20 protein-coding genes and 3 tRNA genes are annotated in these 19,014 nt (G+C 66.5%); 13 read left to right on the plus strand and 10 right to left on the minus strand.

Annotated features, from left to right (window positions below; genetic code table 11):
- Positions 1-105: 105 nt before the first annotated feature.
- Positions 106-195: transfer RNA gene (locus AC3WVS_RS30945), tRNA-Ser, on the minus strand.
- 287 nt (positions 196-482) lie between these two features.
- On the opposite strand from AC3WVS_RS30945, the gene AC3WVS_RS30950 reads away from it, so the two are divergent.
- Positions 483-980 carry an outer membrane lipoprotein gene (locus tag AC3WVS_RS30950; RefSeq protein ID WP_010809232.1) on the plus strand — a complete coding sequence of 166 codons (498 nt, stop codon included), beginning with the start codon at positions 483-485 and terminating at the stop codon, positions 978-980.
- A gap of 78 nt (positions 981-1,058) precedes the next feature.
- On the opposite strand, the gene hemW is transcribed toward AC3WVS_RS30950, so the two are convergent.
- The 5 genes from hemW to AC3WVS_RS30975 all read right to left on the minus strand — a co-directional run bounded on the left by hemW (position 1,059) and on the right by AC3WVS_RS30975 (position 5,754).
- On the minus strand, positions 1,059-2,291 hold the full coding sequence (gene hemW, locus AC3WVS_RS30955; RefSeq protein ID WP_492321701.1) for a radical SAM family heme chaperone HemW: 1,233 nt from the start codon (positions 2,289-2,291) through the stop codon (positions 1,059-1,061).
- A complete protein-coding gene (rdgB, locus tag AC3WVS_RS30960) occupies positions 2,288-2,905 on the minus strand; it encodes an RdgB/HAM1 family non-canonical purine NTP pyrophosphatase (RefSeq protein WP_492321702.1) in 618 nt (205 codons plus the stop codon). The genes hemW and rdgB overlap by 4 nt, the downstream gene beginning before the upstream one ends.
- Positions 2,906-2,920: 15 nt before the next feature.
- On the minus strand, positions 2,921-3,640 hold the full coding sequence (gene rph / locus AC3WVS_RS30965; RefSeq protein ID WP_492321703.1) for a ribonuclease PH: 720 nt from the start codon (positions 3,638-3,640) through the stop codon (positions 2,921-2,923).
- Positions 3,641-3,736: 96 nt separating this feature from the next.
- Positions 3,737-4,651: a PP2C family protein-serine/threonine phosphatase gene (locus tag AC3WVS_RS30970; RefSeq protein ID WP_010809228.1), complete on the minus strand. Its 915-nt coding sequence runs from the start codon at positions 4,649-4,651 to the stop codon at positions 3,737-3,739.
- 56 nt (positions 4,652-4,707) lie between these two features.
- Positions 4,708-5,754: a serine/threonine protein kinase gene (locus AC3WVS_RS30975; RefSeq protein WP_492321704.1), complete on the minus strand. Its 1,047-nt coding sequence runs from the start codon at positions 5,752-5,754 to the stop codon at positions 4,708-4,710.
- A 187-nt stretch (positions 5,755-5,941) separates the two neighbouring features.
- Between AC3WVS_RS30975 and AC3WVS_RS30980 the strand changes: the two genes are divergently transcribed.
- From AC3WVS_RS30980 to AC3WVS_RS30995, 4 genes are all read left to right on the plus strand, one after another.
- Positions 5,942-6,877: a YicC/YloC family endoribonuclease gene (locus AC3WVS_RS30980; RefSeq protein ID WP_492321705.1), complete on the plus strand. Its 936-nt coding sequence runs from the start codon at positions 5,942-5,944 to the stop codon at positions 6,875-6,877.
- Between the two features lie 31 nt (positions 6,878-6,908).
- Positions 6,909-7,571, plus strand: a complete 663-nt coding sequence (gmk, locus tag AC3WVS_RS30985; RefSeq protein WP_010809225.1) for a guanylate kinase — start codon at positions 6,909-6,911, stop codon at positions 7,569-7,571.
- Between the two features lie 105 nt (positions 7,572-7,676).
- Positions 7,677-7,880 carry a DNA-directed RNA polymerase subunit omega gene (gene rpoZ, locus AC3WVS_RS30990; RefSeq protein WP_006578656.1) on the plus strand — a complete coding sequence of 68 codons (204 nt, stop codon included), beginning with the start codon at positions 7,677-7,679 and terminating at the stop codon, positions 7,878-7,880.
- 196 nt (positions 7,881-8,076) lie between these two features.
- Positions 8,077-10,488, plus strand: coding sequence for a RelA/SpoT family protein (locus tag AC3WVS_RS30995; protein WP_492321706.1), 2,412 nt, complete (start codon positions 8,077-8,079; stop codon positions 10,486-10,488).
- A gap of 111 nt (positions 10,489-10,599) precedes the next feature.
- Here the strand turns inward: AC3WVS_RS30995 and greB are convergent, their stop codons facing one another.
- The gene (gene greB, locus AC3WVS_RS31000; RefSeq protein WP_492321707.1) at positions 10,600-11,163 is read right to left on the minus strand and encodes a transcription elongation factor GreB; all 564 of its coding nucleotides are present in this window, start codon (positions 11,161-11,163) and stop codon (positions 10,600-10,602) included.
- A gap of 155 nt (positions 11,164-11,318) precedes the next feature.
- Between greB and AC3WVS_RS31005 the strand changes: the two genes are divergently transcribed.
- The 3 genes from AC3WVS_RS31005 to AC3WVS_RS31015 all read left to right on the plus strand — a co-directional run bounded on the left by AC3WVS_RS31005 (position 11,319) and on the right by AC3WVS_RS31015 (position 12,125).
- Positions 11,319-11,395 (plus strand) — tRNA-Arg (locus AC3WVS_RS31005).
- A 213-nt stretch (positions 11,396-11,608) separates the two neighbouring features.
- The gene (locus AC3WVS_RS31010) at positions 11,609-11,869 is read left to right on the plus strand and encodes a hypothetical protein (RefSeq protein WP_013955938.1); all 261 of its coding nucleotides are present in this window, start codon (positions 11,609-11,611) and stop codon (positions 11,867-11,869) included.
- A gap of 180 nt (positions 11,870-12,049) precedes the next feature.
- Positions 12,050-12,125, plus strand: a tRNA-Met gene (locus AC3WVS_RS31015).
- Positions 12,126-12,269: 144 nt separating this feature from the next.
- On the opposite strand, the gene AC3WVS_RS31020 is transcribed toward AC3WVS_RS31015, so the two are convergent.
- Positions 12,270-12,551, minus strand: coding sequence for a hypothetical protein (locus tag AC3WVS_RS31020; RefSeq protein WP_035819589.1), 282 nt, complete (start codon positions 12,549-12,551; stop codon positions 12,270-12,272).
- Between the two features lie 152 nt (positions 12,552-12,703).
- Here AC3WVS_RS31020 and AC3WVS_RS31025 point away from each other — a divergent pair, with 152 nt between their 5' ends.
- A complete protein-coding gene (locus tag AC3WVS_RS31025; protein ID WP_492321708.1) occupies positions 12,704-13,387 on the plus strand; it encodes a Fe2+-dependent dioxygenase in 684 nt (227 codons plus the stop codon).
- Positions 13,388-13,444: 57 nt separating this feature from the next.
- Here the strand turns inward: AC3WVS_RS31025 and AC3WVS_RS31030 are convergent, their stop codons facing one another.
- The gene (locus tag AC3WVS_RS31030; protein WP_010809219.1) at positions 13,445-13,753 is read right to left on the minus strand and encodes a hypothetical protein; all 309 of its coding nucleotides are present in this window, start codon (positions 13,751-13,753) and stop codon (positions 13,445-13,447) included.
- A gap of 158 nt (positions 13,754-13,911) precedes the next feature.
- A complete protein-coding gene (pdxR, locus tag AC3WVS_RS31035; protein WP_492321709.1) occupies positions 13,912-15,360 on the minus strand; it encodes a MocR-like pyridoxine biosynthesis transcription factor PdxR in 1,449 nt (482 codons plus the stop codon).
- A gap of 142 nt (positions 15,361-15,502) precedes the next feature.
- On the opposite strand from pdxR, the gene AC3WVS_RS31040 reads away from it, so the two are divergent.
- From AC3WVS_RS31040 to lpxO, 4 genes are all read left to right on the plus strand, one after another.
- Complete coding sequence (locus AC3WVS_RS31040; protein ID WP_492321710.1) at positions 15,503-15,946, plus strand: carboxymuconolactone decarboxylase family protein; 444 nt, start codon at positions 15,503-15,505, stop codon at positions 15,944-15,946.
- A 136-nt stretch (positions 15,947-16,082) separates the two neighbouring features.
- Positions 16,083-17,525: a DUF2252 domain-containing protein gene (locus AC3WVS_RS31045; protein ID WP_492321712.1), complete on the plus strand. Its 1,443-nt coding sequence runs from the start codon at positions 16,083-16,085 to the stop codon at positions 17,523-17,525.
- A 32-nt stretch (positions 17,526-17,557) separates the two neighbouring features.
- Positions 17,558-17,869: a hypothetical protein gene (locus AC3WVS_RS31050; protein WP_010809215.1), complete on the plus strand. Its 312-nt coding sequence runs from the start codon at positions 17,558-17,560 to the stop codon at positions 17,867-17,869.
- A 156-nt stretch (positions 17,870-18,025) separates the two neighbouring features.
- Positions 18,026-18,928 (plus strand): lipid A hydroxylase LpxO, encoded by a 903-nt coding sequence (lpxO, locus tag AC3WVS_RS31055; RefSeq protein ID WP_492321711.1) that lies wholly within the window; start codon positions 18,026-18,028, stop codon positions 18,926-18,928.
- The last annotated feature ends 86 nt before the right edge of the window (positions 18,929-19,014 follow it).

A 19,014-nucleotide genomic window follows, 5' to 3' on the forward strand; every position in this document is an offset into this window, starting at 1 on the left:
TTGAATGCCTCGTCGTACTTCGTCATGAAAAACACCCCAAAGATTGGATCAACGTCCAACTTTTGGGGTGCAGTTCAGTTACTGGTCCGGGCCGTTTCTCTTGTCTGGCGGAAGCGGTGAGATTCGAACTCACGGATGGGTCACCCCATCGGCAGTTTTCAAGACTGCTGCCTTAAACCACTCGGCCACGCTTCCTGGAAGTGCGGGCATTGTAGCGCGAAAGGGCATGGGCCCGGCGCGCTGCCGCCTGCAGACCTGACGGTCAGGCCGCGCATTATACAAGGCTCGCGTGGATCGATGGTGGTCTTGTGTTGCGGCACGCAAGCGCGCGTAAACTTCCTGCCACATCCGCTGCCGCGGATGTCGGCGTCTGTCTGACATTACGGAACCTTCACACGCCGGCATCGCTCATATTGTCGTGCCGGATGGCGCGGTGTGTGCCGCATCCCCGGCTTTCGCCTGGCAACAGAGGAGAACTCAAAATGCGAATCCATAGCAAGAAATGGCTGATCGTTCCGGTGGCTGCAGCGGCTGTGCTGGCCGGTTGTGCCGCCCCGTATGACAGCGGCTACAACACCGGCTACAACGCCCCGCCTCCGGGGTACCAGACTCCCAACACCTCGCAGGCCCCGGCTGGCGCGGTGTACTACGGCCGCGTGGAATCGATTGAACCGATCACCAGTACGCAAGGCAGCTCGGGCCTGCTCGGCACCGTGATCGGCGGTGCGGCCGGCGGCCTGCTGGGCCACCAGATCGGCGGCGGGCGCGGGCAGACCGCGGCGACCATCGGCGGTGCCGTGGTCGGCGCCGTGGCCGGCAACCAGATCGAGAAGCGCGCGGGCAGCAACACCCAGACCGCGTACCGCGTCAACGTGCGCCTGGATGATGGCCGCATCGCCACGGTGACCCAGTCGAGCCTGGGCAACCTGCAGGTGGGCATGCGCGCACGCGTGGCCAATGACATGGCAACGCCGTACTGACATGCCAGCCTGACGTTTGCCAGCATGTAAAAGGCCACGCATCGCGTGGCCTTTTCTTGTACCGGTGCTCGTCGGCGCTCAGTCCTTCAGGAACATCTCCTGCAGGTCGTTGAGGAAGCGCCGGCCCAGCTCGGTGGGGCGGATGGTGGTCAGGTCCGCTTCCAGCAGCCCTTTCTTTTCCGCCTCGGCCAGCTGCTTGCTGATGGTATGCAGCGGCAGCCCGGTGTAGTCGTGGAAGCTCGATGCCGGCACGCCGTCGGTCAGGCGCAGCGCGTTGAGCATGAACTCGAACGGCAGCTCGTCGGCGCCGACATCGCGCGCTTCCTGCACGGCATTGCCGGCCAGCGCCCGCTCCATGTAGGTGGCCGGATGCTTGTGCCGCATCTGGCGCAGTATCCGATGCGGGAACGACAGCTTGCCGTGCGCGCCGGCGCCGATGCCGAGGTAGTCGCCGAAGCGCCAGTAGTTCAGGTTGTGGCGCGCCTCGCGATGCGGCTTTGCATACGCCGAGGTTTCGTAGTGCCGGTAGCCGGCCTCGGCCGTGCGCGCTTCGATCCAGTCCTGCATCTCGTACGCGCTGTCGTCGTCCGGCAGCGCGGGCGGGAATTTGGCGAAGAGGGTGTTGGGCTCCAGCGTCAGGTGGTACAGCGACAGGTGCGTGGTGCCGTACGACAGCGCGGCTTCCACATCCTGCCGGCATTCATCCAGCGTCTGGCCGGGCAGGGCGTACATCAGGTCCAGGTTGATGTTGTCGAAGCTGGCCTGGGCGATGTCGATCGCCTTGCGCGCTTCGGCACCGCCGTGGATGCGCCCGAGCGCCTGCAGGTGCCGGTCGTTGAAGCTCTGGATGCCGATCGACAGCCGGTTGATGCCGCTGGCGCGGTAGCTGGCGAACTTGTCGGCCTCGAAGGTGCCGGGGTTGGCCTCCATCGTGATCTCGGCGTCGGCATCCAGCGGCAGCAGCGCGCGGATGTCCGACAGCAGCCGGTCCATGCCTGCCGCCGACAGCAGGCTGGGCGTGCCGCCGCCGATAAAGACCGTATGCACCGGCCGGCCCCACACCAGCGGCAGCGACTGCTCCAGGTCCGCGCGCAGCGCGTCCAGGTAGATGTCTTCCGGGATCTCGTGGTTGTCGGCGCCGGGTGCGGCGTGCGAGTTGAAATCGCAATACGGGCACTTGCGCACGCACCACGGGATATGCACGTACAGCGACAGCGGCGGCGAGCCGGGCAGGCTGATCTGCCCGGGCTTGAGCCAGAGCTGCTTGCTGTCCACGGGCACGGACGCGGAGACCGGTACGATCGGGATCATCGGGTGGCGCTTTGCGCGGCATCGGCCTGCAGCCGTGCCACCAGCGCGCGCAGCGCCTGGGCCCGGTGGCTGACCGTGTTCTTCTCTTCGGGCGATAGCTCGGCGGCGGTCTTGCCCAGGTGCGCCAGCAGGAAGTGCGGGTCGTAGCCAAAGCCGCCCGCGCCGCGCGGCGCGTCGACGACCTCGCCGTGCCAGAGGCCTTCGGCGATGATCGGGCAAGGGTCTTCGGCGTGGCGCACGAACACCAGCACGCAGTAGTAGTGCGCGTGGCGGTTCAGCTTGCCGGCCAGTTGCGAGACCAGGTGGGCATTGTTGGCGGCATCCGACTTGGCCTGCCCGGCCATCTGCGCATAGCGCGCGGAATAGACGCCGGGCGCGCCGTCCAGCGCCTGCACGCAGATGCCGGAATCGTCGGCCAGCGCGGGCAGCCCGGCCAGCCGGCTGGCATGGCGGGCCTTGGCCAGCGCGTTCTCGACGAAGGTGGCAAAGGGCTCTTCGGCCTCGGGAATGCCCAGTTCGCCCTGGGGCACCACGTCAAAGCCGAGCGGGGCCAGCAGCGCGCCGAATTCGCGCAGCTTGCCGGCGTTGTTGGAAGCCAGTACCAGGCGTTGCATCGCGGGTCCCGCTCCTCAGGCCAGGCCGAGCGCTTCGCGCTGGTGCTGCACCAGGCGGGCGATGCCGGCTTCGGCCAGGCGCGTCATGGCGTCCAGGTCGGCGCGGCTGAACGGCGCGCCTTCGGCGGTGCCCTGCACCTCGACAAAGCCGCCGCTGCCGGTCATGACCACGTTCATGTCGGTGTCGCAGCTGCTGTCCTCGGCGTAGTCCAGGTCCAGCACCGGCACGCCGTCGACCATGCCGACCGAGACCGCGGCAACATGGTCGCGGATCGGGCTGGCAACGATCAGGCCATCGCGCAGCATGGTCGAAACCGCGTCATGGGCGGCGACAAAGGCGCCCGTAATGGCCGCGGTGCGGGTGCCGCCGTCGGCCTGCAGCACGTCGCAGTCCAGGTGGATGGTGTATTCGCCCAGCGCCGCCAGGTCGAACACGGAGCGCATGGCGCGGCCGATCAGGCGCTGGATTTCCTGGGTGCGGCCGGTCTGCTTGCCGCGCGCGGCCTCGCGGTCAGAGCGGGTGTGCGTGGCGCGCGGCAGCATGCCGTATTCGGCCGTGACCCAGCCTTCGCCACTGCCCTTCTTGTGCGGCGGCACCTTGGCCAGCACGCTGGCGGTGCAAAGCACCTTGGTGTCGCCAAAGGCACACAGGACGGAGCCCTCGGCGTGGCGGGTGTAGTGGCGGGTAAGGCTGATGGAACGCAGCGCATCGGCTGCGCGGCCGCTGGGTCGCATGGGATGGTTTGTCCGAATCGGGGAGAGACCGCGATTCTAACGCCGCCAGCCCTGGAGCGCTGCACAGTTGCCCCGGCGCGCCGCCGGGGCAAGGCATTACCGCATCAGGTTGCTGGTCTTGTCGATGGCGGCGCGGATCTCTGCGATCGAGCGCTCGATCTCCTCTTCGGACAGCAGGTCGCTTTCCGAGCCGGTGCGCTCCAGGATCGAGGTAGTGAAGGCGTTCAGCGGCAGGGTGTCGGTCATGACCGAATCCTGCCCCGCCGCATTGCTGTCCAGTTCCCACATCATGGCGATGCCGGTGGTGTTGTCGGCACCTTCGCCGGCGTTCTGCAGCGCCTGCTCGATCAGCGCGGGCACCGCCTGCACCACCGACAGGCGCGACAGCTTGTCCACCAGCGCGGGCTCTTCCAGCGCGCCCCACAGGCCGTCGGAGCAGAGCAGGGCCACGTCGCCCGGCTCCAGCCGCACCGGGCCGCCCAGGTCGATCAGCGGCAGGTTGGGCGAGCCCAGGCAGTTGTAGAGCTTGTTGCGCTCCGGGTGGTTGGCCACGTGCATCGGCAGCACGCGCTCCTGCTGCAGCAGGTTCTCGATCTTGGAGTGGTCGCGCGTGCGCGTCAGCAGCCGGCCCTTGCGCAGCAGGTAATAGCGCGAGTCGCCGGCGTGGGCCCAGTAGATCTGGCCCTGCTGCACCAGGCAGCAGACCACCGTGGTGCGCGGCACGTCCGCCATCTGGTTGGCCTCGGCATAGCGGTGGATCTCGCGGTGGGCCAGCATGATGGTGTCCTGCAGGAACTCGGCCGGGTTGCGCACCGTGGGCCGCGCCTGCACCTGGAACTGGCGCGCCAGCGTCTGCAGCGCCTGCTGCGCGGCGACTTCGCCGTGCGCATGGCCGCCCAGGCCGTCGGCCAGCACCATCAGCAGCGCGTCGCGCGTGAAGCAATAGCCCATGCGGTCCTGGTTGACGCGGCGGCCGCCTTTCCTGCTTTCCTGGTAGACAGAGAATCGCATGTTGGCTTTCAGGGAATTCAGTGGACTGGCCGCAAGCGGGGCGCCAGATTTGTGATTCAGTCGACGCTCGCGCCGGGGACGGATTCGTCACGCCGGCGCAGCAGGGTCAGGAAGCGCGATGTCGCCGCGGGCCGCTCCGCCGGCGCCAGGGCCGGGGCTTGCGTCTGCGGCGCCAGCGCCTGTTCGCCGAGGGCGTTGGTCTGCTCGCGCAACTCCTTCTGCAGCCGGAACACGCTCTGCGGGCGCTCGGCCGGCGTCAGCCGCAGGCACCATTCGACCAGGTCCACCAGGCCGTTGGTGTAGCTGCTGCGCAGCCGCGCCAGGGCATCGCCCATGCGGTCTTCCTTTTCGCGCTGGTTGGCTTCCTGCGGCGGCATGCCGGCCATGCACGCGTAGAGCGTCGCGCCCAGGCTGTAGACATCGGTCCACGGGCCCAGGTCGGAATGCTTGCCATAGAGCTCGGGCGCGGCAAAGCCGGGGGTGTACATCGGCTGGAAGCGGGCCGCTTCCATGGTCAGGGTCTGCCGCGCGGCGCCAAAATCCAGCAGGATCGGGGATTCGTCCTCGCGCAGGTAGATGTTGCCGGGCTTGATGTCCAGGTGCAGCAGCTTGTGGATATGCACTTCACGCAGGCCGCTCATCAGGTCGTGGAAGACCTTGCGGATGAAATGCTCGCGCAGCACCTTGGGGCCGCCTTGCTGGCGGGCGGCCAGCACGTGCTCCTGCAGCGTCTTGCCCAGCTCATAGTTCATCACCATGTAGACGGTGGAGTTCTCGCGGAAGAAATTCACCACGCGCACCACGCTGGGATGGGAGATGCGGGCCAGCGAGCGGCCCTCTTCAAAGAAGTACTTCAGGCCAAGCCGGAACGCGGCGGCGTTTTCCTCGGGCACCACGGGGATCAGTTCGCCCGGGTTGCGCCGCGCCAGCGACGACGGCAGGTATTCCTTGATGGCAACCGGTGCGCCGGTATCGTCGGTGGCCAGGTAGACGAAACTGAACCCCCCGCTGGCCAACTTCTTTACAATACGATAGTTGGACAACAGCGTGCCGACGGGCAGCGGTGCACTCTTCGGTTGTGTCGTGCCCTTTGGCTCTGTCATGGGAATAGGGACCTGATTTGCCTCCGGATTGTCCGGGCTAATCGGTCACTTGTAAAGAACACAAATAAGGGCATTGTTGCCCTCCTTTCAACGTATTGAGAGCGTCCCCAGGATCCCTTGCGGGGCGCTCGAGGCGGGCGTGCTCGGGTCGCCAGCCCGGGGCCGCCGCCATTCACGAGAACATCCAATGATCCACAGCATGACAGGCTATGGCCTGGCGACGCGCCAGGCGCCATTGACCAACGCGCAAGGCGAGCCCAGCGGGCGCTCCGCGTCCGTTTCGGTGGAATTCCGCACTGTCAATTCGCGTTTCCTCGACCTGTTGTTCCGGGCCCCGGAAGAGTGCCGAGCCTTCGAGCCGGCCCTGCGCGAGATGCTGATGGCCGAGCTGTCGCGCGGCAAGCTGGAATGCCGCATCAACCTGCAGCGCACCGACACCGGCGGCGCCACCCTGGCCCTCAATGAAGGGCTGCTGGCGCAGATCCGCGCGCTGGAAACCACCGTCGCCGCCACCTTCGCCAGCGCCGGCACCCTGCGCATGGGCGAGATCCTGCGCTGGCCGGGCGTGCTGGTCGAGCCGGAACTGTCGCAGGAGGCACTGCGCGAGGCGGTGCTGGGCGCCGCGCGCGAGGCGCTGGACCAGTTGCTGGAAGCCCGCCGCCGCGAAGGCGACGCGCTCAAGGCGACGCTGGTGGAGCGCATCGACGCCATGCTGGCGATCGTCGAGCGCCTGACGCCGACCATCCCGCAGCTGATCGCGCACCACCAGGAAAAGCTGACCGAGCGCCTGCAGGAAGCCTTCAACCTGGCCGCGCCCACCGGCATGCCGTCGATGAGCCGCGACGAGATCGCCGAGCGCATCCGCCAGGAAGCCACCGTCTACGGCATCCGCATCGACATCGCCGAAGAGCTGTCGCGGCTGCAGGCGCACCTGAACGAGACCCGGCATATCCTGAAGAAGGGCGGCCAGGCCGGCAAGCGCCTGGACTTCATGATGCAGGAGCTCAACCGCGAGGCCAACACGCTTGGCTCCAAGGCCGCCGCCAAGGAACTGGCCGATGCCTCGATGGAGCTCAAGCTGCTGATCGAGCAGATGCGCGAACAGGTCCAGAATCTCGAATAAAGACAGCCCCAGGAATCACCAAAGAATCATCATGAGCCCAACGCCTCAATCCGCGCCTCACACTGCCATCGATACCGTCTACCCCGGCAACCTCTTCATGGTGGTGGCGCCGTCAGGAGCCGGCAAGTCGACGCTGGTCAACAAGCTGCTGTCGCAGGACCCGGCCATCCGCCTGTCGATCTCGCACACCACGCGCGCCCCGCGCCCGGGCGAGCAGGACGGGCGCGAGTACCACTTCGTCACGGTCGACGCGTTCCGCGCCGCGCGCGACCGCGGCGACTTCCTGGAATGGGCCGAGGTCCACGGCAACTACTACGCGACCTCGCGCGTGTGGATCGAGCAGCAGATGGCGCAGGGCAACGACGTGCTGCTGGAAATCGACTGGCAGGGCGCGCAGCAGGTGCACCAGCGCTTTTCCAACGCGGTCGAGATCTTCATCCTGCCGCCGTCGCTGACGGCTCTGGAAGAGCGCCTGAAAAAACGCGGCCAGGACGAGCCCAATGTGATCGTGCGCCGGCTGCTGGCGGCGGGCAGTGAAATGGCCCACGCCTCGGAGTCGGACTACGTCATCATCAATGAGGTCTTCGACGATGCTCTCGAGCAGTTGCGCAACGTGATCAGCGCCACGCGGCTGCGGTTTTCCTCGCAGAAAGCACGGCATACGGAGCTGTTTATCGAGCTGGGCATCCACTGAGCCGATGCCTGCCGATGACAGCTGCGCGGGGCGCCGCCGGCGTTTTCCGCCGCGTGCTGTAAAATAGCAACCCAACGTAAGGTTTTGTCCCAAGGTGGATTTGATATGGCGCGTATTACCGTCGAAGATTGTCTGAAACACATTCCGAATCGCTTCGAGCTCGCGCTGGCGGCCACGTATCGTGCCCGTCAGCTGGTGCAGGGCCACACGCCCAAAGTCGAAGCAAAGGACAAGCCGACTGTGGTGGCACTGCGCGAGATCGCGTCGGGCCAGGTCGGCATCGAGATGCTGAAGAAGGTCCCGACCTGATTGGTCAGGCGGCCCATGGCTTATCCTCGCATCGTGCCAGCACGTATCCAGCCGGATTCCAGGGGCCGCCGCCATGCCTTCGCCGCATTCGCCCTCCAAGCCTCCCTCCCAGCCGTCGCCGACTGCCGTGGCGCCGGCGCTTGGCGATGCGGCCCCGCCTACGGCGCGTAAGCGCACCATTCCGGGCCAGCCCTCCGTGAACGCGCGCACCGGCGCTCCCAATCTTCCCGATCCGCTCGGCGACGATGTCGTCGGCGAGCGTGCCGTCGCGCCCGCGCTGGCGCCGGGCAAGTCCAGGGGCGCGGCGCTGCAGGATGAGCTGGCCGCGATGCAGGATGTGGCGCCGGCGGCTGACAGCCTGTTTATCGACGCAGTGCTGGCGCAGTCATACCGGCACTTCTTCGGCCCGACCTCGCAGCCGGCGGTGCCGCCGCGCCAGCAGGTCATCTCCATCACCCGGCTGATGGAGAAACTCGCGTACCTGAAGGCGCCCGATCTGGCGCGCGTGCGCGAGGCCTTCCAGTTTTCCGACGAAGCCCACCTGGGTCAGTACCGCCAGAGCGGTGAGCCCTACATCACCCATCCGGTGGCGGTGGCCGAGCTGTGCGCGGACTGGAAGCTGGATGTGCAGTCCATCATGGCGGCGCTGCTGCACGACGTGATGGAAGACCAGGGCATCACCAAGAGCGAGCTGGCCGAGAAATTCGGCCCCAAGGTCGCCGAACTGGTCGATGGCCTGACCAAATTGGACAAGCTCGAATTCCAGAGCCGCGAGCAGGCGCAGGCGGAGAGCTTCCGCAAGATGCTGCTGGCGATGGCGCGCGACGTGCGCGTGATCCTGGTGAAGCTGGCCGACCGTACGCACAACATGCGCACGCTCGACTTCGTGCCGCCGGAGAAACGCCGCCGCATCGCGCTGGAGACCATGGAGATCTATGCGCCGATCGCGCACCGTCTCGGTCTCAACACGATCTACCGCGAGCTGCAGGAGCTGTCCTTCAAGGTCGGCTCGCCGTTTCGCTACGCCACGCTCGAGAAGGCCGTCAAGGCCGCGCGCGGCAACCGCCGCGAGGTGGTCAAGCGTATCCTGGAAGCCGCGCAGAAGGGGCTGGCCGACGCCGGCATCGTGGCCGAACTGTCCGGGCGCGAGAAAACGCTCTACAGCATCTACCGCAAGATGCACGACAAGCAGCTGTCGTTCTCGCAGGTGCTGGACGTATATGGTTTCCGCGTGGTGGTGGAAACGCAGATGCACTGCTACATGGCGATGGGCGCGCTGCACGGGCTGTACAAGCCCATGCCGGGCAAGTTCAAGGACTACATCGCCATCCCCAAGATCAACGGCTACCAGTCGCTGCATACCACGCTGGTGGGCCCGTTCGGCACGCCGGTGGAGTTCCAGATCCGCACGCGCGACATGCACCAGATCGCCGAGGCCGGCGTGGCCGCGCACTGGATGTACAAGCACCAGGCCGACCACGCCAACGATATCCAGCAGCAGGCGCACCAGTGGCTGCAGTCGCTGCTGGACATCCAGAGCCAGACCGGCGATTCGCAGGAATTCCTCGAGCACGTCAAGATCGACCTGTTCCCGGACGCGGTCTATGTGTTCACGCCCAAGGGCCATATCCGCGCGCTGCCGCGCGGCGCCACTGCGCTGGACTTCGCCTACGCGGTGCACAGCGACCTGGGCAACCAGTGCGTGGCGGTCAAGATCAACAACGAGATGTTGCCGCTGCGCACCGAGCTCAAGAGCGGCGATATCGTCGAGGTGGTGACGGCGCCGTACTCCAAGCCCAATCCGGCGTGGCTGTCGTTCGTGCGCACCGGCAAGGCGCGCGCGGCGATCCGCCACTACCTGAAGACCACCAAGCTCGACGAAGCCATCCAGCTCGGCGAGCGCCTGCTGGAACAGTCGGCGCGCCAGCTCGGCTTCGAGCTCAAGGCGGTGCCGCAGTCGGTGTGGGATCGCATGGTGCAGTGGACCGGCAACAAGCAGCGCGAAGACATCTTTGCCGACCTGGCACTGGGCCGGCGCGTGCCGGCGGTGGTGGCCAAGCGCATGGAGATCCTGCTCCAGGAGCTGTCCGGCGATGTCGACAGCGCGCTGCTGGCGGCGGTGCAGACCTTCGCCGGCGAAGAAGCGCCCGCGGTGCCGATCACTGGCGACGAAGGCATGTCGATGATCTTCTCGGCGTGCTGCCGCCCGATCCCGGGCGACTCCATCGTTGGCTACCTGGGCAAGGGCGAAGGGCTGCAGATCCACGTGCAGGACTGCAAGATCGCCAAGCGCCTGCACAGCAAGGATCCGGAGCACTGGATCGACGTGATGTGGGCCAAGAAGACCACGCGCGCCTTCGACGTGTCGATCAAGGTGATGGTGCGCAACGTCAAGGGCATCGTCGCGCGCGTCGCGGCGGACCTGACCGCCGCCGACGCCAACGTCGCGCACGTGGCCATGGAGCAGCAGGACGCCGGCCACCAGGAAGCCACCTATATGCAGTTCATCATCCAGGTGCAGAACCGCCTGCACCTGGCCAACGTGATGCGGGGCTTGCGGCGCAACCCCGATGTGATCCGCATCTTCCGCGACCGCAACGACGGCTAGGAGGCCATTTTAGGACGGCCTTGGCGTCGTTGCGCGGCCTTGCCGTACTACTTGTACTGTCTGCGGCCGCACGCCTAGCCAGGGCCGCCCTAAAACGGCCTCCACTCCAGGCTATTGTTTCCGCGACGGGTAGCGGACTTCCAGGATATCGATCTGCTCGACCCCGGCCGGCGTGCGCAGCGCCACGGTGTCGCCCTCGCGCGCCTTGATCAGCGCCTTGGCGATCGGCGAGATCCAGCTCACGTGGTTGCTGTCCAGGTCGACTTCATCCATGCCGACGATGGTGATGGTGGTTTCTTCGCCGGCGCGATTGGCGTAGGTGACGGTGGCGCCGAAGAAGATCTGGTCGTTGTCGCCCTGCAGGGACGCGTCGACCACTTCCGCCTTGTCGAGGCGGCGCGTCAGGAAGCGGATGCGGCGGTCGATCTCGCGCAGGCGCTTCTTGCCGTAGAGATAGTCGCCATTCTCCGAGCGGTCGCCATTGGAGGCCGCCCACGACACGATCTGCACTACATCGGGCCGGTCGACGTCGATCAGCTGCATCAGCTCATTGCGCAGGCGGTTGTAGCCTTCGGCGGTGATGTAGTTCTTGGTGCCGGGAGGTAGCGGCGTTGCGCCTTCGGGGAGATCGTCGTCCTCGTCGCCGGACGACTCTTTGACAAATGCCTTGTTCATGTTCCGGATCACTTCTTGGGTCTGTCATTATAGGAAAACGCCACAGGCGAACCTCGCCGGCGGGCATCTGCTGCGCCCCTTCCAAAGAAAGATCACAAAAAGTTGCGAAGGGGCTTCCCAAAAATAAAAACTGGGTTATAATCTTTTTCTCGCGTGCGGCTGTAGCTCAGTTGGATAGAGTACTTGGCTACGAACCAAGGGGTCGTGGGTTCGAATCCTGCCAGCCGCGCCACCTATGCAGAAAGAAGAGGGCTTCCGGAAACGGAAGCCCTCTTTCGCTTCCGTCCTCTCGCCGTCGTGCCATTCGACTTGCGCGCCGCGGCTACCGTTCCCGCTTTCCACCTGCACCCGCGCAGACCTGCGATTGCTGCGTCACGCCTTGCGGTCGTGCGTGCGGCCTCCTAGGCTCGAATCAGGCACAACCTCGACCCTGGGAGCTGAGCGCATGGAAAACGCAGAGTGGCGCGTTGAAGAGTACCGCGGCATGGATGTCTATGTCCTGGTATCGCCGCAAGGGCAGGACAGCATCGGCCGTTGGGGCTATGAAGTCCGCGTGTCGCAGGAAGGCGCCGACCCGGCCGACGCGGGCGATACCGAGTTGCTTGCCAGCGGCCCGCAGCAGTTCGCCACGCGCCATGCGGCGGAGGTGGCTGCCTTCGGCGCGGGCTATGCTCTGGTGGACCGGCTGCTGGGGCCCGCCGAGTAAGAGCTGCGCGTCATTGTGGTTGGCGCAACGGCTTATATCATGCCGTGATCTATTGCTATTGAGGTGGCAAAGCCAGGCGCATTGCATGACGGCGCGAGGCGGGAACGAACGATTTCATGCGCACGGCAAAATAGCGCTTGCCATGCGCGGATGAATCGCCCATAATCCGTCTCCTTCAGACGCGGGGTGGAGCAGTTGGCAGCTCGTCGGGCTCATAACCCGAAGGTCGCAGGTTCAAGTCCTGCCCCCGCAACCAACGCCTTATATCAGTATCCAGCGGCATTCGCCGCAGTCCTTCAAGGCGTTGTTCTCAAGGCCGTCCGGCCTGACTCACTCACTGCTCCGATGTCATTCCGCGCAACCCAAAGGCATGCCTTGCAGCGTTCGTGCGCTTGCACCACTAGGTGCGCACCAGTTCCGCCGCACGCCTGAAGGTATCGCGCACCAGCGGCTGGTCTTCACGCTCCGCGGCGTCGGCATGCTCACGCAGCCGCGTGGCCAGCACCGTCAGTGTTCCTTGCGCCTGCGGCCCGCCCGCGGCCTGGCACTTGGTTACCGCTTCGCGCATCACCGCATCGAGCTCGCCGCTGACATCGGCACCATCGAAGGCGCTCACCGAGAGAGCCGAGATGCGTTCCAGGTAGAGATTGACCAGCGCTTCATCGTGTAGCGGTTCGGACATGTCGGCTCCTTGTCGGTGACGGGGATACAGAACCCATTGTAGTGAAGCCCGCCGCCTGCACAGGATCAAACAGTAATGATTCTTGTTCTGGTCCCTGCCGCGCTTCCCATACAATGTGCACCTGCCCGATTCATCCCGACATTATTGCCATCATGATGCTGCAGATTCCCGACGTACTGTCCAAGGCCCAGGTGGCGCAAGTCCGGCAGGTCATCGACGCGGCGGCGTGGGCCGACGGCAATGAGACCTCGGGCTACCAGTCGGCGCTGGCCAAGCGCAACCTGCAGTTGCCGGAGGGCTCGCCGGCGGCGCGCCAGGTGGGCGACCTGATCCAGGACGCGCTCGGCAACAACGCGCTGTTCTTCTCGGCGGCGCTGCCGCTGAAGGTCTATCCGCCGCTGTTCAACCGCTACGAGGGCGGGCATACCTTTGCCAACCACGTCGACAACGCGATCCGCTACCTGCGCGGCACCAGCTTCCGCATCCGCAGCGACCTGTCGGCGACGCTGTTCCTGACCGAGCCGGAGGAATACGACGGCGGCGAACTGGTGATCGAGGACACCTACGGCCAGCAGCGCGTGAAGCTGCCGGCCGGGCATATGGTGCTGTACCCGGCCACCAGCATCCACCACGTGACGCCGGTCACGCGCGGGGCGCGGGTGTCATCGTTCTTCTGGATCCAGAGCATGGTGCGCGACGATGGCCAGCGCGCGCTGCTGTTCGAGCTGGACGCGCGTATCCGCCAGGTGGCGCAGGAACTCGGCCAGGCGCATGAATCGGTGATCGGCCTGACCGGGGTCTATCACAACCTGCTGCGCCGCTGGGCGGACGCCTGAACGCCGGCGGCGCCCTCACGAGGGCGCTGCATAACGTCAGCCAGCAAGCAGGCGCGGCTATCCGTCGCGCCGTCGCTGCATCTGCAACAGTTCGATCGGAGAGGGCTGGATGCGCCGCCGCGCGGGGCGCAGCGCGCGGTTGGGCCACAGCACGTAGTTGGTGTGCGGATCCAGCGGCTTGCCGAAGTACGAGACCCAGACCTGAACGCCGTGCTCGGTTTCGGCAACGATGGCCGCGACGGCGCGCGCCGCGGCGGAAGGGGACTTGAGCAGTTCCGCCAGGGCTTCGACGCCCTGCACGACATGGTGCTTCACCCCGGCAAACCATGCGTACTGACGCATGGCGGACAACAAACGCTTGGTCATGAACGCGACTCTGGTTGTGTGGAAAGTGCGAATGAGACCCGCACGCTTCCGGTTTGTTCACGTCGGTTTGCGAAATACCAGCATGACTGCGGCGCCATGTCGCTGTGATGGCATGCGCGCGGCATGCGTCACCTGGTATCGCTCCTGTGCGGCCCGCATCACGTGGCGTGCGCCGGCTCAGGTACCAGTGCAGAGAGTACCATTGCCAGCCGGTCCAGGGCAGGATCGATATCCAGCAGGTCGATGGCGCCGAAGCCCAGCAGCAGCCCCGCGCAGGTAGCAGGGGGCGTGGCATAGCAGGGATCGAGCGTGGCAAGTGCCAGGCCGGCCAGGCGCGCGGTCGAGACCAGTGCCTCGGACGCCACCGGCACGCGCAGCCGCGCCGCCAGGTGGAAGCCCGCCAATGCCGGCAGCGGCTCCAGCCACGGCGACAGGTCGCCGTGCAGCCGCGCCAGCAGGCGGGCGCGGCGCTGGGCGTGGCGCGCGTGCGAGCGCCGGATATGGCGCAGCAGGTGCCCCTCGGACAGGAAGCGCGCCAGCGCCTGCTGGATCAGCGTCGGCGTGTACCAGTCCATCAGGTGCTTGACCTTGCGCGCGGCCGGCATCAGCCAGGGCGGCACCACCAGGTAGCCGCCGCGCAGGTTCGCCACCAGCGTCTTCGAGAACGTGCCTAGGTAGACCACGCGGCCATGCCGGTCCAGCGTCTGCAGTGCGTCCAGCGCCTGGCCGCCGTAGCGGAATTCGCTGTCGTAGTCATCTTCCAGGATCACCGCGTGGCGGCGTGCCGCCCAGTCCAGCAGCGCCTGGCGCCGCGCCAGGGTCATCGGCACGCCCAGCGGCGACTGGTGCGATGGCGTGACATAGACCAGCGTGGCATCGTTCGGCAGCGCCTCCACCACCAGCCCTTCACCATCGACCGGCACTGGCACCACCCGTGCGCCCAGCCCCTGGAACAACGAACGCGCCATCGGATATCCGGGATCCTCCATCGCCACCACGGCGCCGGGCCCGAGCAGCAGCCGGGCCAGCAGGTCGATGCCCTGTTGCGCGCCGCCCGTGACCAGGATGTCGGTCGGCATGCTCTGCACGCCGCGCGTGAAGGCGATATGGCGGGCAATGGCCTGGCGCAGCACCATCTCGCCGGCCGGATCGGCGGCGCCGGGCGGGCGCTGGCGCTCGGCGGCCAGCGCCGCGCGCACGCAGCGCGACCAGGCTTCATGCGGAAAGCGCGTGGTATCGGCCTGCCCCGGCTGGAACGCATAGCGCGCGCCGCCGCCGGAGTCCAGGAACGGCGTCGGCACCGCCATCCAGCGCTGCACGGCAGGCGGCAGCACCGGCGCCGCCGCCATGCGCACGGCCGGGCGGGCCAGCCCCTCGGCCACATAGGTGCCGTCGCCGACGCGCGCGTGCAGCCAGCCTTCGGCCACCAGCCGTTCATACGCCGTGGTCACCGTCTTGCGCGCCACGCCCAGCTGGATGCCAAGCAGGCGCGTAGGCGGCATGCGTGCGCCGGCCTCGAGCCGGCCGCCCTGGATCGCGTCGCGGATCTGGTGGACGATCTGCGCGGTCAGGTCGCTGGCTTGGTCCAGGGCGAGATGCAGTTCCATAAGGTACGCGTCGGTCAGGATTGGTCTACTGATTCTGCCGGAAATTGGCGGTGTACGGGGCCAATCGATGGGTCTATCTTTCATCCCAACGGGCGCGACACCAGTGCCCGCCGAATCCAACCTGTCAAAGCGGAGATCGATCATGGAAGAACGGATGAACTGGCAAGACGTGGCCCCTGACGCCTACAAGGCAATGGTTGGCCTGGAGGTCTACCTGGCACGCTGCTCGCTGGAGACCACGCTCAAGGAACTGGTGAAGATCCGCGCCTCGCAGATCAACGGCTGCGCGTTCTGCCTGGACATGCACATCACCGATGCGCGCAAGCATGGCGAAAGCGAGCGCCGCCTGAACCTGCTGCCGGCCTGGCGTGAAGTGAGCTGGTTCACCCCGCGCGAGCGCGCCGCGCTGGCGTGGACCGAGGCGCTGACGCTGCTGCCGCAAAGCCAGGCGCCGGATGCGGACTACCAGGACTTGCGCGAGCAATTCTCGGAAAAGGAAATGGCGGACCTGACGCTGCTGATCTCGGCCATCAATGCATGGAACCGCTTCGGCGTCGGTTTCCGTCGCCAGCCGCCCGCGCTCTGAGCCACGGCGCACATCCGCCCGACCTCAGCCTGACCCGCGCCGTGGCCTGCCGATTGACAAGCCGCGGCGCAGTGCATTAGCTTCTGTTGCAGATGCTGCACAAATGGCAACCGCTGGCGGCGCCGGCATGGGGGGCATGGTGGCGACACGTCAGGAGGGCGGGCAAGCCGGGGCCGAGGGTACTGTCGAGGCCCGGCGCGAGCGCGGCAGGGCCGCCCGCCAGCAGGTGCCGCGCGGTGCGCACGAGGCCATTGGCAACGTCGACCGCGACCCCGTCGAACTGCTGGAAATCAGCGGCCAGGGCCGGGTTGAGCGGCTGGTGCCGCTGCGCTACGGCCGCATGATCCAGTCGCCATTCGCCTTCTACCGCGGCAGCGCCATCATCCAGGCGCACGACCTGGCCAGCACCGCGGATTCCGGGCTGCATATGCAGATCTGCGGCGACTGCCACCTGGCCAACTTCGGCGGCTTTGCCACGCCCGAGCGCGCGCTGCTGTTCGACCTCAACGACTTCGACGAAACCAGCCCCGGTCCGTGGGAATGGGACCTCAAGCGCCTGTGCGCAAGCTTCGTGGTAGCGGCACGCCACCTGCGGCACAAGTCCGCTGTGGCCGAAGACGTGGTGCGCGAAGCGGTGGGCAGCTACCAGCGCCGCATGCTCGCCTATGGCGAAATGGGCATGCTCGAGACCTGGTACGACCGCATCACCTTCGAGCGGCTGCTCGAAGAAGAAACCTTGCCCGAAGTCCAGAAACGCATCCGGCGCGGCATGGAGCGCGCCGCCGACCGCACCCACGAGTCGCTGTTGCCCAAGCTGGCCGAGCGCATCGGCGACCGCTGGTCGATACTCGATGCGCCGCCGGCGATCTTCCACGTACGTGGCGAGCAGACGCTGTTCGGGCCGGGCGACGACTGGCTGGCCGCCAGCGACGCGGACCTGGCGCTGGACCAGGCCTACCACGACTACCTGTCCACGCTGGCCCCCGACCGGCGCCGGCTGCTCGGCCATTTCACGCGCCATGACGTGGCCTTCAAGGTGGGCGGGGTGGGCAGCGTGGGCACGCGCTGCCTGGTGCAGCTGATGGTGGACCAGCATGACAAGCCGCTGTTCCTGCAGGCCAAGGAGGCCACCAGGTCGGTGGTGGCGCGTTACTTCAAGAGCGCGCCGACCGCGCACGAGGGCCGGCGCGTGGTCGAGGGCCAGCGCCTGATGCAGGCCGCGAGCGACCTGTTCCTCGGTTGGACCAAGGGGCCGTTCGGGCGGCACTTCTATCTGCGGCAGCTGCGCGACATGAAGCTGTCGGCACAGATCGAGCTGATGGATGCCGAGCTGTTCGGCCGCTATGCCTCGCTGTGTGGCTGGGTGCTGGCCCGCGCGCACGCCAAGGCCAGCGGCCTGGCCGCCGAGGTCAGCGGCTACCTGGGGCGCAGCGACCGCATGGCCGACGTGATGGTAGGCTATGCCAATGGCTATGCCGACCAGGTCGAGCGCGACTATGACCAGTTTGTCGCCGCGTGCCGTTCGGGGCGCCTCGAGGCGCGCACCGATGCCGACATGGCTGCTGATTTCCGCGTGTAGCCCACGCGTCTTGCCAGGCCAGGAGTCTGCCCATGACAGAAGACACCCTGCTGCAACTGATGACGGAAGTCGAGAAGGAAGACCCCATCGACTACGCCGACCTGCCGTTCGACGACGCCGCGCTGCGCCGGCTGGCGTGCCGGCTGATCGCCGAGCGCTCCAGCGAGATGGAAGCGTCCGGCCTGCCGGTGGAAGCGCTGCTGGCCACGATGTGGGCCTCGACCGCCAAGCTGGTGCTGGAAAACCTGGTGCTGAACGCGCGCCTGCTGAGGCTGCAGGGCCTGCCCGACGACGCCCAGGCGCTGATCGAGCGCATCGCGCGGCAGTCGCGCGGCGGGGCCTGAACGCGCCAACCTGACTTCCCGGCCCGAACCGGGGCCATGTGCCGCAATCGTCTCAAGCTGCGGCGGCTCTGCCGTTTCGCTAAAATACGCGTTTTCACCCAGCCGGTCCGCGCTGTGACTGACACGCGGCGGAGGTGGCTGACCAGGAGGATTTCGGTGATCAAGTGGATTATCGTCGCGGGCTACCTCGGTGCCGTCCTGTATGTGCACTTCCGCGGCAAGGTGCGCCTGCGCATCTGGCGCCAGCTGCTGGACCATTCGGCCCTGGTGGCCCCGATCAACTGCTTCATGTATGCGTTCTCGGGCGTGCCCCGCACGCCGTACATCCCGGTCGACAACTTCCCCGACCTGGAAAAGCTGCGTGCCGCCTGGCCCGAGATCCGCGACGAAGGGCTGGCGCTGGCCGCGATGCGCAAGATCAAGGCCGCGGACAAGAACGACGACGCCGGCTTCAATTCCTTCTTCAAGTACGGCTGGAAGCGCTTCTACCTGAAGTGGTACGAGGCCCAGCACCCGTCGGCCGAGCAGCTCTGCCCCAAGACCGTGGCGCTGCTGCGCGAGCTGCCCACGGTGAAGGCGGCGATGTTTGCCGAGCTGCCGCCGGGCGGCAAGCTCAACCCGCACCGCGACCCGTTTGCCGGCTCGCTGCGCTACCACCTGGGCCTGGCCACGCCGAACGACGACCGCTGCTTTATCGAGGTCGACGGCGAGCGCCACAGCTGGCGCGACGGTGAGGGCGTGGTCTTCGACGAAACCTATCTGCACTGGGCCGAGAACCGCAGCGATGCCAACCGGCTGATCCTGTTCTGCGATATCGAGCGTCCGATGCGCTACGGCTGGGCTGCGAAGTTCAACCACTGGATGGGCCGCAAGGTCATGACCGCGGCCAGCTCGCCCAATGACGAGCACGACCAGACCGGCATGATCAACCGGTTGTTCCGCTTTGTCTGGCTGGGCGGCCAGTATCGCCGCCGCTTCAAGGCCTGGAACCGCCAGCTTTACTACGTCACCAAGTTCGGCCTGATCGTGCTGGGCGTGGGGCTGATCGTCTATCTGTAAGAAGGTTTGCTCCCCTCTCCCGCATGTACAGACCGGAGACATGGGTAACAGGTGTTCGGAGACATAGGTGACACGTGACCTGCGCG

Source organism: Cupriavidus sp. CPT47-8839-RL05A, assembly GCF_058792255.1.

Excerpts from the sequence above, each read along its gene's own strand:
- AC3WVS_RS30950 (WP_010809232.1), top strand. The coding sequence starts at position 483 with ATGCGAATCCATAGCAAGAAATGGCTGATCGTTCCGGTGGCTGCAGCG.
- hemW (WP_492321701.1), bottom strand. The coding sequence starts at position 2,291 with ATGATCCCGATCGTACCGGTCTCCGCGTCCGTGCCCGTGGACAGCAAG.
- rdgB (WP_492321702.1), bottom strand. The coding sequence starts at position 2,905 with ATGCAACGCCTGGTACTGGCTTCCAACAACGCCGGCAAGCTGCGCGAA.
- rph (WP_492321703.1), bottom strand. The coding sequence starts at position 3,640 with ATGCGACCCAGCGGCCGCGCAGCCGATGCGCTGCGTTCCATCAGCCTT.
- AC3WVS_RS30970 (WP_010809228.1), bottom strand. The coding sequence starts at position 4,651 with ATGCGATTCTCTGTCTACCAGGAAAGCAGGAAAGGCGGCCGCCGCGTC.
- AC3WVS_RS30975 (WP_492321704.1), bottom strand. The coding sequence starts at position 5,754 with ATGACAGAGCCAAAGGGCACGACACAACCGAAGAGTGCACCGCTGCCC.
- AC3WVS_RS30980 (WP_492321705.1), top strand. The coding sequence starts at position 5,942 with ATGATCCACAGCATGACAGGCTATGGCCTGGCGACGCGCCAGGCGCCA.
- gmk (WP_010809225.1), top strand. The coding sequence starts at position 6,909 with ATGAGCCCAACGCCTCAATCCGCGCCTCACACTGCCATCGATACCGTC.
- rpoZ (WP_006578656.1), top strand. The coding sequence starts at position 7,677 with ATGGCGCGTATTACCGTCGAAGATTGTCTGAAACACATTCCGAATCGC.
- greB (WP_492321707.1), bottom strand. The coding sequence starts at position 11,163 with ATGAACAAGGCATTTGTCAAAGAGTCGTCCGGCGACGAGGACGACGAT.
- AC3WVS_RS31010 (WP_013955938.1), top strand. The coding sequence starts at position 11,609 with ATGGAAAACGCAGAGTGGCGCGTTGAAGAGTACCGCGGCATGGATGTC.
- AC3WVS_RS31020 (WP_035819589.1), bottom strand. The coding sequence starts at position 12,551 with ATGTCCGAACCGCTACACGATGAAGCGCTGGTCAATCTCTACCTGGAA.
- AC3WVS_RS31025 (WP_492321708.1), top strand. The coding sequence starts at position 12,704 with ATGATGCTGCAGATTCCCGACGTACTGTCCAAGGCCCAGGTGGCGCAA.
- AC3WVS_RS31030 (WP_010809219.1), bottom strand. The coding sequence starts at position 13,753 with ATGACCAAGCGTTTGTTGTCCGCCATGCGTCAGTACGCATGGTTTGCC.
- pdxR (WP_492321709.1), bottom strand. The coding sequence starts at position 15,360 with ATGGAACTGCATCTCGCCCTGGACCAAGCCAGCGACCTGACCGCGCAG.
- AC3WVS_RS31040 (WP_492321710.1), top strand. The coding sequence starts at position 15,503 with ATGGAAGAACGGATGAACTGGCAAGACGTGGCCCCTGACGCCTACAAG.
- AC3WVS_RS31045 (WP_492321712.1), top strand. The coding sequence starts at position 16,083 with ATGGTGGCGACACGTCAGGAGGGCGGGCAAGCCGGGGCCGAGGGTACT.
- AC3WVS_RS31050 (WP_010809215.1), top strand. The coding sequence starts at position 17,558 with ATGACAGAAGACACCCTGCTGCAACTGATGACGGAAGTCGAGAAGGAA.